At 71.3% G+C, this 13671-nt stretch carries 10 protein-coding genes; 7 read left to right on the plus strand and 3 right to left on the minus strand.

Going from position 1 to position 13671, the window contains the following annotated elements; genetic code table 11:
• The first annotated feature begins 93 nt into the window (after positions 1 to 93).
• Together ASF41_RS13610 and ASF41_RS13615 are read left to right on the plus strand one after the other, a co-directional pair.
• A complete protein-coding gene (locus ASF41_RS13610; RefSeq protein ID WP_156653297.1) occupies positions 94 to 1944 on the plus strand; it encodes a potassium transporter Kup in 1851 nt (616 codons plus the stop codon).
• A 132-nt stretch (positions 1945 to 2076) separates the two neighbouring features.
• Complete coding sequence (locus tag ASF41_RS13615) at positions 2077 to 3228, plus strand: sensor histidine kinase (RefSeq protein ID WP_056211660.1); 1152 nt, start codon at positions 2077 to 2079, stop codon at positions 3226 to 3228.
• Between the two features lie 36 nt (positions 3229 to 3264).
• Here ASF41_RS13615 and ASF41_RS13620 read toward each other — a convergent pair whose 3' ends face one another.
• Together ASF41_RS13620 and ASF41_RS13625 are read right to left on the minus strand one after the other, a co-directional pair.
• Positions 3265 to 4809: a sodium:proton antiporter gene (locus ASF41_RS13620; protein WP_056493989.1), complete on the minus strand. Its 1545-nt coding sequence runs from the start codon at positions 4807 to 4809 to the stop codon at positions 3265 to 3267.
• A 66-nt stretch (positions 4810 to 4875) separates the two neighbouring features.
• The gene (locus tag ASF41_RS13625) at positions 4876 to 5385 is read right to left on the minus strand and encodes an OsmC family protein (RefSeq protein ID WP_056211665.1); all 510 of its coding nucleotides are present in this window, start codon (positions 5383 to 5385) and stop codon (positions 4876 to 4878) included.
• 219 nt (positions 5386 to 5604) lie between these two features.
• On the opposite strand from ASF41_RS13625, the gene ASF41_RS13630 reads away from it, so the two are divergent.
• From ASF41_RS13630 to ASF41_RS13640, 3 genes are all read left to right on the plus strand, one after another.
• Complete coding sequence (locus ASF41_RS13630) at positions 5605 to 6438, plus strand: cell envelope integrity EipB family protein (protein ID WP_056276113.1); 834 nt, start codon at positions 5605 to 5607, stop codon at positions 6436 to 6438.
• 186 nt (positions 6439 to 6624) lie between these two features.
• Entirely contained in the window at positions 6625 to 7200 is a 576-nt protein-coding gene (locus ASF41_RS13635; RefSeq protein WP_056381920.1) for a PilZ domain-containing protein, read from the plus strand.
• A gap of 305 nt (positions 7201 to 7505) precedes the next feature.
• Entirely contained in the window at positions 7506 to 10016 is a 2511-nt protein-coding gene (locus ASF41_RS13640) for a bifunctional diguanylate cyclase/phosphodiesterase (RefSeq protein WP_056493992.1), read from the plus strand.
• A gap of 7 nt (positions 10017 to 10023) precedes the next feature.
• Here the strand turns inward: ASF41_RS13640 and ASF41_RS13645 are convergent, their stop codons facing one another.
• The gene (locus tag ASF41_RS13645) at positions 10024 to 11328 is read right to left on the minus strand and encodes an NAD(P)/FAD-dependent oxidoreductase (RefSeq protein ID WP_056493995.1); all 1305 of its coding nucleotides are present in this window, start codon (positions 11326 to 11328) and stop codon (positions 10024 to 10026) included.
• A gap of 292 nt (positions 11329 to 11620) precedes the next feature.
• On the opposite strand from ASF41_RS13645, the gene ASF41_RS13650 reads away from it, so the two are divergent.
• Complete coding sequence (locus ASF41_RS13650; RefSeq protein ID WP_056493999.1) at positions 11621 to 12337, plus strand: sulfate transporter family protein; 717 nt, start codon at positions 11621 to 11623, stop codon at positions 12335 to 12337.
• Between the two features lie 159 nt (positions 12338 to 12496).
• Complete coding sequence (locus ASF41_RS13655) at positions 12497 to 13636, plus strand: complex I NDUFA9 subunit family protein (protein WP_056494004.1); 1140 nt, start codon at positions 12497 to 12499, stop codon at positions 13634 to 13636.
• The last annotated feature ends 35 nt before the right edge of the window (positions 13637 to 13671 follow it).

Consider the following 13671-nt stretch of genomic DNA (forward strand, 5'->3'; position numbering starts at 1 on the left):
GAGCGGCAGAGCGAACCTTCGCCGTTGCCGGAGAGCGTGCCCGTGGTCCACGAGGAATCCCGTTCGGGACGGCCGGCCCTGCGCCCAGCGGTGATGCTGGGGGCGCTCGGCATCGTCTACGGCGATATCGGCACGTCCCCCCTCTACGCCTTCAAGGAGGCGGTCCGCGCCGCGAGTGCCGGGGCGCCCCCGACTCCGATCGCGGTGACGGGGGCCGTCTCGCTGATCCTGTGGTCGCTGATCCTCATCGTCTCGATCAAGTACGCCGTGCTGATCCTGCGCGCCGACAACCGCGGCGAGGGCGGCATCGTCGCCATGCTGGCGCTGCTCGGAGCCCGGAACGCCAAGCCCGGCTCCTGGGCCGGCCTTCTCCTCGTGGTCGGCCTCATCGGCGCCGCGCTCCTCTACGGCGACGGCGCGATCACGCCGGCGATCTCGGTGCTCAGCGCGGTGGAGGGCCTGAAGGTCGAGGCACCGGCCTTGTCGCGCTTCGTCGCGCCGATCACGGTGCTGATCCTGGTCGGGCTGTTCCTGGTCCAGAGCCGAGGCGTGGCCTTCATCGGCCGCATCTTCGGCCCGGTAATGTTCGTCTGGTTCGTCGTGCTGGCGCTGCTCGGTCTCGGCGGCATCTGGCATGCGCCGCAGATCCTGACCGCTCTCAACCCGCTCAAAGCCGTCGAATTCCTGACGCATGCGGGCTGGCACGTCAGCTTCGCCATGCTGGGCGCGGCCTTCCTGGCGGTCACCGGCGGCGAGGCGATGTATGCCGATCTCGGGCATTTCGGAGCCGGCCCGATCCGCGCCTCGTGGTTCGGCCTCGTGCTGCCGGCCCTGGTGATCCACTATTTCGGACAGGGCGCGCTGCTCCTGGTCGAGCCCGACGCCATCGAGAACCCGTTCTACCGCCTCAGCCCGGACTGGGCGCATTATCCGCTGATCGGCCTCGCCACGGTCGCCACCGTGATCGCCTCGCAATCGATCATCTCGGGGGCCTTCTCGCTCACCCAGCAGTCGATTCAACTCGGCTTCCTGCCGCCGATGCGGGTGGTCCACACCGCCCGGCACGAGCGCGGACAGATCTACGTGCCGATGGTGAACTGGCTGCTCGCCGCCGCCACCCTGAGCGCGGTCCTGGTCTTCGGCTCCTCGGATGCCCTGGCCGGCGCCTACGGCATCGCCGTCGCCTCCCTGATGGCGATCACCACCCTGCTCGCCGCCCTCGTGGCGCTGAAATGGGGCTACAACCCCGTGGCCGTGCTGGCGGTGAACGGGTTCTTCCTGGCGATCGACTTCGTGTTCCTTGGGGCCAACAGCGTGAAGCTGTTCGAGGGCGGCTGGTTTCCGCTGATGCTGGCGGCCGTGGTGGCGTTCCTGATGCTCACCTGGCGCAAAGGAAACCAGCTCGTCGAGTCGGCCCGGGTCGCCCTGCGCCAGCCCGAGGTCGAATTCCTGGAGCAGCTCCGGCGCGATCCGCCGATCGTCCTGCCGGGCAACGCCGCTTTCCTGTCCTCCGCCACCAGCGCCATTCCGCTGCACCTGTCCCGCTTCGTCGCGCGCAGCCACGCCCTGCACCAGCGCATCCTCATCGTGACCGCCCGCTACGAGGAGGAGCCGGCCGTCGCTCGCGATCAGCGCGCCGAGGTCATCCCGATCACGCCCGACATCACCCGCGTGATCCTGCGCTACGGCTTCATGGAGGATGCCTCGGTGCCCGACGGCCTCCGCTGCGCCGTGGATGCCAAGCGCCTGCCGGCAGAGTGCCTCGAGGATCTGACGATTTTCATCGGGCACGAGACCATCATCCCGAAGAGCGACCAGCGCGGCATGGCGACCTGGCGGGAGGAGATCTACGCCTTCCTCCTGCGCAACGCCGAGCGCACCGGCGCGCATTTCTGCGTGCCGACCCGGCAATTGGTCGAGGTCGGCACCGAGATCGAGATCTGAGCCGGGCGCGGGCCATCAACTCTCGTGCGGACCGTGCTGTATGACCTTGCGGGCAGCGCTCCGGGTGTCGCACAAGGAGGCCATGCGGACGGGCGGCCCGGCCGCGCCGAAACCGGGACGTGTAGCGTAGCGATGACCGAACTGGCGCCGAAGGCCCTGGCGATCCGCCTGCGGCAGCAGGCGATCCTCTCCGATTTCGGGGTCGAAGCCCTGCGGGCCACCGAGCTGCTGCCCCTGCTCCAGCGCGCCACCGAACTCTGTGCCGAGGGCATGGAGGCGCAATTCTGCAAGGCGCTGGAATACAAACCGCACCAGGATTGCCTCCTCGTCTGTGCCGGTGTGGGCTGGGCCGAGGACGCGGTGGGCACCACCATCATCGGTGCCGACCTCGCCTCGCCGGCGGGCTATGCCCTGAAGACCGGCCGGCCCGTGATCTCGAACCATCTCGAGAACGAGACGCGCTTCCGCACGCCGAAGCTGATGGCCGACCACGGCATCCGCCGCGCGATCAACGTGCTGATCGCCAACCGCGACGGCAATTACGGCGTGCTGGAGGTGGACGACACCCGCGAGGGCCAGTTCGAGGAGGCCGACATCGCCTTCATGCAGGGGTTCGCCAACCTCGTCGGCGGTGCCATCGAGCGCCAGCGGGCCGAGGCACGGCTGAAGGCGGCCCTGGAGCGCCAGGAGCTCCTATCCCGGGAAATGAGCCACCGGGTGAAGAACAGCCTCGCGGTGGTGGCGGGCTTTCTTGGGCTCCAGGCCCGGGGCTCCGACAACGACGACGTGAAGAGCGCCCTCGCCGATGCCCGCACTCGGGTCGAGGCGGTGGCCCAGGTCCACGACCAGCTCTGGCGCCAGCCGAGCCTCGAGGCGATCGACGTCGCGGGCTTCCTCGAGGCCCTCTGCGCCAAGCTGCAGGAGAGCGCGCCGCGCCACCGCCTCGTCTGCCGCGCGGCGCGGATGAACATCCCCGCCGACCTCGCGATCCCCCTCGGCCTCTTCGTCAACGAACTCGTCACCAACGCGATCAAGTACGCCTACGCGGACGGCGAGGGCGAGATCAGGGTCGAGGCCCGGCCCGACGGGGCGGCCGGCCTGATCCTCGCGGTGGAGGATGACGGCGCCGGGCTTCCGGACGGATTCGATCCCACGGCGGCGCGCAGCGCCAGCCTCGGCATGCGCATCATCAACAGCCTCGCCCGCCAGCTCGGGGGCGCCCTCGCGGTCGCCCCGGACGTGCAGGGCGCACACTTCTCCCTGCGGGTGGCGCCCGTGGCCTGAGGCGTCGGGGTCGAGATGCGACTCCGCGCCCGCGTGTCAGGTCTCGGCCCGGGGCGTCGCATTCATCTCGGCCCAGTCGAACTCCTCCTCCAGCACGTAGTAGGCGTCGTCGCCGATCGTGCCGGAGCGGCGCAGGGCCAGCACCCGGTCGCGGGCCGCCTCGATGGCGCGCCGACGGGCGGCATCGGCGGGCAGCGCCTCGGAGGCGAAGCCCGTGTCGCGGGCCTCGGCCTGCTCCAGGGCGATGCGGAACTCCTCGCGCAAGGCCTCGGAGGGGGCATCCTCGGCATTCTCCAGGCTCTCTAGGGCGGCTCGGTAGGCTTCGGTGCGGCCGTGCCCGACCTCGCGCCCGACCGGGTCGTTGTCCTCCAACCCGAGCCGGCCGAGCAGGAGACGCAGGGTCAGGCCCTGGATCGTCAGCGTGCCGATGATGACGCAGAACGCGGTGAGCACGATGAGGTCGCGGTAAGGAAAGCCCGGATCGCCGTCGGGCAGGGCCAGGGCCGTGGCGATGGTGACGATGCCCCGCATGCCCGCCCAGGACACCGCGATCCCGGCCGAGAGCCCGCGGTCGCGGGTCTCGGTCCCGTCGGCTCCCAGGCGGGCGAGGTGGGCCGTGGGCAGGACCCAGAGGAAGCGCACCACCACCACGGTGAGGAACACCGCCGCGCCGACCAGCGCGTAGGAGATCTGCTGCTCCCGGGTCAGGCGCTCCAGGATCGGGCCGATCTGCAGGCCGATCAGCACGAAGGCGAGGACGTTCAGCACGAACACCGCCGTGTCCCAGACCGCGTAGGAGACGATGCGGGTGCGCGGCGGGGTGTGGCCCGGCGCGATGCGCGCCACCGTGATGGCGAAGGTGACCACGGTGAGCACCCCGGACAGGTGCACGTGCTCCGCTCCGATCCAGATTCCGAAGGCGGCCACGAACTGCAGGACGATGACGCTCGGCGCGTCGGTGGCCGGGCGCGTGGCGGCGCTGTAGAGGAGGGCGAGGACCGGCCCGGCGACGAGGCTGCCGAGGATGCCCACGAGGAAGGCCGGGCCGATCTGGCTCACCGAGAAGGTGCCGGTGACCGCCGCCGTGACCCCGAGGCGGTAGATCATCAGCGAGCCCGCGTCGTTGAGGAGGCTTTCGCCGCGCAGGATCGTCGTGAGGCGGTGGGGCAGCGAGACGTGGCGCAGCACCGACAGCGCGGCCACGGCGTCGGGGGGCGCCACCACCGCGCCGAGCACGATGCAGGCCGCCCAGGGCATGTCCGGCACGAGCCACTTCACCACCACGGCCACGGCGGCCGTGGTCGCGACCACCGCCCCGAAGGCGAGGCCGGCGATCGGGCGCCAGTGGGTGCGCAGGTCCCGCACCGAGGTGTTGTAGCCCGCATCGAGCAGGACGGGCGCCAGGAAGAGGGCCAGCGCCAGCTCCGGGTCGAGCACCAGGTTGGGCACGGCCGGGATGAAGGCGAGGCCGATGCCCCCAAGGGCCAGGAAGACGGGATAAGGGGCACCCACCCGGCGGGCGAGCCCCGCCAGGAGCACGGCGCCGAGAAGGACGCCGACTGTCCATTGAAAAATCATCATGTCGAGGGGAACGCGCCAGCATGGCCCCGGGATCATTCGCCCCGGCGCGAAACCCGGCGCTGCCGGTCAGCCCTGCGCGAGGGTGACGGCCAGCTCCGGCTTGTGGTTCAGGGTCTGGAACACGACGCAGTAGCGCTCTGTCAGCTTGAGGAGCTGGTCGAGCTTGTCCGGGGGGGCGTCCGTGTCGAGGGCGAAGGTGAGGCGGATCGCGCGGAAGCCCACGGGCGCCGCCTTGTCGACCCCGAGGGTGCCGCGGAAATCGAGGTCGCCCTCGGCGCTCACCGTGCCGGACCGGAGCGCGACGCCGATCGCGGTGGCCACCGCCTTCAGGGTCACGCCGGCGCAGGCCACCAGGGCTTCGAGCAGCATGTCGCCCGAGCAGAGCTCGGCGCCGGAGCCGCCGGTGGCCGGGTGCAGGCCTGCCACCGCGAGGGCGCGCCCGGTCTCGACCTTGCAAGCGATGGCCGTGTCGTCGAGGCTGCCCCGGGCCCGCAGGGTCACCACGGCCGAGTCCGGGGCGTTGCGGTAGCGGTCCTTGATCGGGGCCTGGAGCGAGCGCAGGGTATCGGCGTCCATGGGCGTTTCCTTCTCCCGTCTTCCGGTTCTTCTTCTCCGATCCGATCTAGGGCGCCCCGTCGGCGCGGCGAATGCGGACGGGGGGGGGACCGAGCCTCGCGCGGGCCCGCGGGGTGCCCTATCTGAGGGGCGTCGGCGGGGCCCCTGTCCTCCGGCCCCGTCCTGTCAGGAGAGTCCATGCGTCGTCCCAGCGTGAGTGCAGCCGTCCCGAGGGCGCGGATGGCCGTCCCCGGCATCGCCGTCGGTCTCGTCCTGTTCGCGACCGGGGCAGGGGCCGCCGCGCCGATCACCCTCGCCAACCATCGGGCCGTCTACGATCTCTCCCTCGCCGAGAGCAGCGGCACGCGGGCGGTGGAGAGCGCGCGGGGGCGCATCGTCATCGATTTCACCGGGGATGCCTGCAAGGGCTACACGATGCAGACCCGCCAGGTGACCGTTCTGGAGAGTGGCGAGACCGGCAGCCGCACCTCGGACCTGCGCAACAGCACGTTCGAGAGCGGGGACGGGCGCAGCTACCGCTTCAAGACCAGCACGGTACTCAACGGCACTCCCGGCCAGGCTGTGGACGGCACCGCCGAATCGAGTTCCGACCTCCTGAAGGTCAAGCTGAAGGAGCCCAAGCGCGACCAGTTCCAGGATGCGGGCGAGGTCCTCTTCCCCACGGTGCACATGCGGCGCCTGATCCAGGCGGCCCGCGACGGGCAGAGCACCGTCTCCGTCAAGGTCTTCGACGGCTCCGACGATGGGCGCAAGGTTTACGACACCCTCGCGGTCATCGGCCGTCAGGTCCCGGCGCCGGCGGCCTCCGACAAGGCGGCCGAGCGCGACAAGCCCCTGCGGGAGGGGCCGATGGCGACCGTGCCGCGCTGGCCCGTCACCCTGAGCTATTACATTCCCGGCGAGGGCGAGCGCACGCCGATCTACGTCCTCAGCTTCGACCTCTACGAGAACGGCGTCAGCGGCGCGCTGCGGCTCAACTACGGCGAATTCGCGGTGGTCGGCGACCTCACCCGCCTCGACACCCTGGCGTCGAGCAGCGACTGCCATCCCTAGCCCGTCCGACCGGGTGAGGGGCGGGTCCGCACCGATGCGGCGTGCGAGGATTCCGAGCAGGGCCTTCTGCACGGAAATCGTGCATGGCCGGCCTTCCCGGGCCCGGTTGGATCAAATTTTCGGCGTTCGGGTAAAGGAATGTCGGGGGGCGCCCCGTCTTATGGCCTCCGCAACCTCAGGATGGCCATGGGCGAGACCCTCACAGCAACGCAGACGAGAGTGATCCTGCCTGCCCTCTGCTGGAATCGGTATCGTGCCGATTTCTACGCCGTCACCGCCGATCTCTCCGTCACGGGTCTTCGCTTTCGTTCGTCCGTCGTGCCGTCCCTGGGCGAGATCTTGTCCTGCAGCATCCGGCACGCGGGCGCGATGGAAGTCCAAGTCATCGAGGGCGGCAAGGAGCAGTTCGTCACCCGGGTGATCCGCGCCGAGGCTCCGCTGCCCGTCATCGTGCGTCGCCTGCTCGACCTCGCCGCCGAGCAGAACGGCGGCGAGGTGCCCCAGCGCGTCCATCCGCGCTTCGTGCCGGATTCGCCCGACATCCTCGTCACGATGTCCTGCGGCACCCGGATCCCGGGCCGCCTCCTCAACGTCTCGGCCTCGGGCGCGGCCGTGCGGATCGACATCCGCTTGGAGCCCGGCACGCAGATCACCCTGGGCCGAACGCCGGCCACGGTCGCGCGCTGCTTCGAGGACGGCATCGGCGCGGCGTTCCTCCAGCCCCTTCCGGCGAAGGATCTCGGGCCCCACGTCCTGTTGTGACGCGCGATCTCTTCTCGTGACGCGGGAGTGCCTCCGGCCCGTCCGAGGCCGGTCCGGTTTCTGAGGCGATCAGGAGGGGGCGATCCGGGACGGGATAACCGGCGACGCAACCGCTGCGGGACCGCGCGAAAGGCTACAATTAAGTTTCTATCAAATGATCGGGACTAGCCTGTGGCCTCGCCCTCCAGTCGGAGACTTGACGATGCGGTACGCGGACGATGCGACCCCGATTCCGTCAAGTCCTGTCCGGTTGGGTCGATCCGGCAGGCCCCACTGCTGGCGATAACCTGAAGATCGCTCAGCTGATGCCGCGTCCACCTGCCCCCGTCCTCGCCTGCCCCTCCCTCGCGTCCGGGCCGCTCGTCTCCCCCGCCGCCGGGGCGCGGGTGCGCGAGGCCACGTGGGGACGCCGGGCGGGTGATCGCGTTCGCGCCTCGGCACCGGGGAGCCCGGAGCCGGCGGCCGAGGGGGCGCCGTCCCGCGCCGCGAGCCTTCGGACCAATCGCTACGATCTGGAGGCCCGCGCCGGCCATCTCGACGAGGTGCTGCAATTCGCACCCTACCTGGCCTTGACCCATACGGTGGTCGTCGGTGCCGTGCTGCTGCTCTTCTGGAGCGAGGCGCACCGGACCTACCTGCTGATCCTGTTCGGCAGCGTCGCCGGTCCCATCACCCTCGCGGCGATCGGGGCGCGGCGCTACCGCCGGCGGCGCCTGGGGGAGCGCGACGTCGTCACCGGGCATCGGCTCGCCGCCCTGTTCTCGCTGATCCTGGGGCTGGCCTGGGCCAGCATGCCGCTGATGATCCTCCCCACCGCGGGCACCCAGGACCAGACCTTCGTGGTGGCCATCGGGGCCGGCCTGATGGCCACCACCTACACCTTCGGCTCGCTCGCGCATCTCGGCCTGGTCTACTCCGCGCCGATCGCCCTGGGCAGCCTCGCCGCCCTGTTCCTCGTCGGAGGGGCCGCCAACGGGTGGCTGGCGATGCTGATGGGCGTCTATTCGGCCTTCGTCGCCTTCACCGCCGGGCGGATGGGACGCCTCTCGGAACAGCGGATCATCGATCGCGTCCGGGTCGGCGAGCAGAACGAGACGATCAGCCTGCTGCTCCATGACTTCGAGGCGAGCACCAGCGACTGGCTCTGGGAGACCGACCCGCTGGGACGCCTCCAGCACGTGTCCGAGCGCATCGGCCAGGTGGCGGGCGAGGACCCGGCGATCCTGCACGAGGCGCCGTTCGCGGCGCTCTTTCTCGGCGTTCGCAAGCCCCGTCAGATGACCCCGGAGATCGCCGAGATCCTGGCCCTCGTCGCCGAGCGCAAGGCCTTTCGCGAGCGCGTCGTCGAGGTCACCATCGGCGGATTGACGCGGTGGTGGCGCCTCAGCGGCAGGCCCATCACCGACGGCGGCGAGACCTTCCTGGGCTTTCGCGGGGTCGGTTCGGACATCACCGACACCCGCCAGTCCGAGGCGCGGATCGCCTATCTGGCGAGCTACGACCCGCTGACGGGCCTGGCCAACCGGACCCAGTTCCAGGGCGTGGCGACCCAGCTCTGCGCCCGGGCGCAGACCGGGGGCGAGGCCTGCGCGCTGCTCTATCTCGACCTCGACGGCTTCAAGTTCGTCAACGACACCTTCGGCCATGCCCTCGGCGATGTCCTGCTGGTCCGGGTGGCCCAGCGCCTGACCGGCACGGTCCCGCCCCAGGGGCTGGTCTCGCGCCTCGGCGGCGACGAGTTCGCCATCCTCCTGCCCGGCGGCGACGAGGATGCCCTGACCGAACTGGCCCTGCGCCTCATCGCGGCCCTGAGCACACCCTACACTCTCGACGGGGTTCAGGTGGAGATCGGCGCCAGCGTCGGCCTCGCCCTGGCGCCGCGCGATGCGCACAGCCCCGAAGGCCTCCTCAGCAAGGCCGATCTCGCCCTCTACCGGGCCAAGGCCACCGGCCGCGGCAAGGTCCGGGTGTTCTCGCCCGACCTCGAGGCGACGATGCGCCTGCGGCGCGAGCTCGAGGTCGATCTGAAGCGGGCGGTGGCGCAGGGCGAATTCAGCCTGCACTACCAGCCCCTGGTGGGTCTGGAGGACGGTCGGGTCCGTACCTTCGAGGCCCTGCTGCGCTGGACCCGCGGCGCCGGCGGCCCGGTCTCCCCCGCCGATTTCGTGCCCGTCGCCGAGGCCTCGGGCCTGATCACCGAGATCGGCCGCTGGGTCCTGATGCAGGCCTGCCGGGAGGCCGCGCGCTGGCCCGACGACATCCGGCTGGCGGTGAACCTCTCGCCGATCCAGTTCCGGAACACCGACCTCGTCGCCGACGTGACCCAGGCGCTGGAGGCCAGCGGGTTGAGGCCGGAGCGCCTGGAGATCGAGGTCACCGAGTCGGTTTTCTTCGAGATGAACGCGACGACCATCGCCAACCTCAACGAGTTGCGCGCCCTGGGCATCCGCGTGGCGCTCGACGATTTCGGCACCGGCTACTCGTCGCTGAGCTACCTGATCCGGTTCCCGGTGGATAAGATCAAGATCGACCGCTCCTTCATCAAGGACATGGACAGCCGACCCGAATGCCTGGCGATCATCGAGGCGATCCTGACCCTCGCGCGCAAGCTCTCGATCACCGTCACCGCGGAGGGCGTCGAGACGAGGGAGCAGGCGCAGATGCTTAGGGCGAGCCGCTGCGACGACATCCAGGGCTTCCTCTTCAGCCCGGCCCGACCGGCCGACGAAATCCCCCACCTCATCGCATCCCTGCCGGTGCGCTTCGGCGAGATTTTCCCCCTCCTGCCCCTGATGTTCCGCCGGGCGCCGGCCTGAGGCCGTCCTAAGCGCGCAGGCGCTCGGCCACCGCCGCGGCGGCCCGCGCGCCCTCCGCGTAGGCGCCCCCCGCCGTGCCCCATTGCAGGCGCGACAAGGCCTCGCCGGCGAACCAGATCCGGTCCGCCACGGGCGCCTGCAGGCGGACCCGGGCATCGGCATGGCCCGGCGGCACCACGGCCCAGGATCCGCGCGCCCAGGGGTCGTGGCGCCACGCGCTCACCGCCGGGATGCTCAGGTCGTGCAGGGCGCGGGCGCCGACATGTGCGGCGAGCGTCGCCCGCACCAGGCGGCGGACCCCGTCCGGCCCGGCCCCACGGGCGTCGAGGGCGGCGGCCATCGGCGCATCGAGCTCGAAGAAGTGGAACGGCGTGCCGTCGATCCGGGTGAGGAGGCCCGGGCTCGCCTCGCGCCCGCCGACGAGGCTCGCGAGCCGGTCCGCCCCCCGGAACGGGCAGGAGGGCCAGTGCAGCACCGCATGCTCGTAGATGCCGGTGGCGAATCCCGTGATCGCGTCCGCGACCTCCGGGGGAAGGACGGGGGTGAAGAGAGGCGCGGCCCGCAGTACCATGGTGGGAATCGTGACGATGACGGCCCGGGCCGCGAAGCTCCCGGATCCCGTGTGCACCCGTACGCCCGCGCCCGACCAGTCGATGCCGGTGACCGGCGTCCCAAGGGCGATGGGCAGCCCCTGGGCGAGGCGGGCGAGATAACCGCCGTAGCCCCCGGCGATGAAGCGGTTGTCGCCGTACTCCATGCTGGGAAAGTCCTGGAGCGAGACGCGGGCGAGGGACTGCCCGGAGACCAGGCCGTGGACGCGCTCGACCCGCCGGCCCCAGGGTCCGAGGCCCGGCGGCAGGGCGGTGGCCGCCGGCCGGTCCGGCCCCGCCCAGCCCGCCTGGGTGCTCATCGCCCGGTCGGCCACCGCGAAGGCACGGCCGAGGGCCGCCGCCTCCACCGGCCGGCCGCGCCGGCGCCCGACCCAGAGATGGCTCTCCTGGGCCGCCATCCGCAGGGGCTCCCCCCGCTGAGTTGCGAGCCGCACCAGCGGGTTGATCGGCCCCGCATGCAGCCAGTGCCCGCCGAGGTCGACGGCGTGACCCCGCAGGGAGACCGTGACGAGGCGCCCGCCGACCCGGTCGCGCGCCTCCAGGACCGCCACCCGGACGCCCAGGGCCGCGAGGCCGCGCGCCGCCGCGACGCCGGCGGCGCCCGCCCCGACGACGATGACCTCCGGATCGTCGGGCAGGGGGGCCAGGCGCGGCGCGATGCTCGGGCGCCAGCGTTCGTGCTCGGGGCGGGACGTCCGCATGGATGACGGTCTCGTTCCTGTCGGCGAAGAATGGCGATGGGCCTAGCAGAGGGCGGTGCCGGGCGACACCATGCGACCGGTCGCACGCCGGTCACACGCCAGAAAACTCGGGCGTCCAGGGTCGGCGCCGCGAATCGCCCGTCCGCTGCCCGGCGGGACGGGTGGTGCAGCGATGGCCCGCACTTGCGCCTGCGCACGGCCATCGCCAGAACCTCGGGACACGGCGCGCGCGGGGGCGACGCAGGCCGGGACCTCACGAACGGATCGATCCACGACCACGGGATACCCAGGTATGCTCATCCAGGCCGCCTTCGCCGCCGTCCGGCAGGTGTTCTCATCCCCCTTGCGCGCGATCCTGTGGAAGTCCCTCGGGCTCACGGTGGGCATCCTCGTGCTCGTCTGGTTCGGACTGACGCGGGCGATCAACTGGTTCCTGTCCCAGCACCATCTCTCGGTGGATTATCCCTTCCTCGATACCCTGGCGGTGTTCTTCGCCGGGGCCGGCCTGTTCGTGGGCCTCGCCTACGTTATGCCGGCGGTGTCGATCCTGGTGGCGGGCTACTTCCTCGACGACGCGGCCGAGATCGTCGAGCGCACGGACTTTCCGGGCGAGCCGCCCGGCCTCGCCCTGCCCCTCGGCACCGCCATGTTCTACGCCGTCCGCTTCGCCGGCCTCGCCCTGCTGGTGAACCTCGTGGCGCTGATCCTGTTCTTCGTGCCGGGGGTGAATCTCGTCGCGTTCTTCGGGGCCAATGCCTACCTGCTGTCGCGGGAGTATTTCGAGCTCGCCGCCGGACGCTTCCGGCCGATGGCGGAGGCCGGCGCCATGCGCCGCCACTACGGCGGCACCACGCTCCTCGCCGGCGTGCTGTTGGCCGGCCTGATGGTGGTGCCGGTGCTCAACCTCGTCACCCCGCTCTTCGGCATCGCCCTGATGGTGCATGTCCACAAGGGCCTCAGCCGGCGCACCCCGGTCGCCGGACCGCAGCCCCAGCCGCGCCTGCGCTGAGGCTCCCCCGGAGCTGCCGAGGGCCGAATTTCATCGTTCGGCCTCCCGTCTGGCCTGGAAGTGGTCTAGATACGCTGCACCAGGCTCAAGGACCGGCGCCGATCCAAGCCCCGCAGGGGCCGGACCGGCGCGGGGGCCGCTTTTCGAGACGCACGAGCGATGACCGGCTTCGAGACCCTCCCCCTGACCCGCCCCGCCTCGCAGCTCGTCACCGTGTTCGGCGGATCGGGCTTCCTCGGGCGCCACGTGGTGCGGGCGCTGGCCAAGCGCGGCTACCGGATCCGGGTGGCCGTGCGCCGGCCCGACCTCGCCCTGTTCCTGCAGCCCCTCGGCAAGGTCGGCCAGATCGTCGCCGTCCAGGCCAACCTGCGCTACCCCGACTCGATCGCCCAGGCGGTCCACGGCGCCGACATCGTCGTCAACCTCGTGGGCATCCTCCAGGAGACCGGCAAGCAGACCTTTTCGCAGCTGCAGGCGGAAGGCGCGGGCGAGATCGCCCGGGCGGCGGCCGCCGTCGGCGCGCCCCTGGTCCACGTCTCGGCCATCGGCGCCGATGCACACTCGCCCTCGCAATACGCCCGCACCAAGGCCCTCGGCGAGGCCCGGGTCGCCGAAGCCGGCGGTCCGCACGTGATCCTGCGGCCCTCGCTGGTGTTCGGCCCCGGCGACAGCTTCTTCAACCGCTTCGCCGCCCTGGCCCGTGCCCTGCCGGTGCTGCCGCTGGCCGGCGCCGCGTCGCGCTTCCAGCCCGTCTACGTGGCCGACGTGGCCGAGGCGGTGGCCCGCGCCGTGGAGGGCCACGTGCCCGCCGGCAAGGTCTACGAACTCGGCGGCCCGGAGGTCGAGACCCTGGAATCGCTGGTGCGCTACATGCTCAAGGTCACGATGCGCAAGCGCGTAGTCCTCGGCCTGCCGCAGCCGGCCGCGATGTTCCAGGCCCGCGCCCTCGAGGTGGTCGACACCCTCACCCTCGGCCTCCTGCCGGACAGCCTGAAGCTCACCCGCGACCAGGTCGTCCTGCTCCAGAACGACAACGTCGTCTCCGAGACGGCCAAGGCCGAGGGGCGTACCCTGGAGGGCATCGGCCTGCAGCCCACCGCCATGGAGGCGGTGGTGCCGGGCTACCTCTGGCGCTTCCGCAAGGCGGGCCAATTCGCCAAGATGCAGGAGTTCGAGAGCGCCATCCCCGAGACCCTGACGCCGAAGCCCTTCGTGCCGCGCAGCGGGAGCGGACCAGCCCTCGGGCCGGATTCGAATGCCCCGAGCCGGATGGGCGTGAGATGGGGCACCCGGGGCTGAGGCTTTCGCCCGTCACCGGAGTCCTCAGGGCCGGC

Origin of the sequence: Methylobacterium sp. Leaf111, assembly GCF_001423285.1 — a bacterium.
GTDB lineage: Bacteria > Pseudomonadota > Alphaproteobacteria > Rhizobiales > Beijerinckiaceae > Methylobacterium.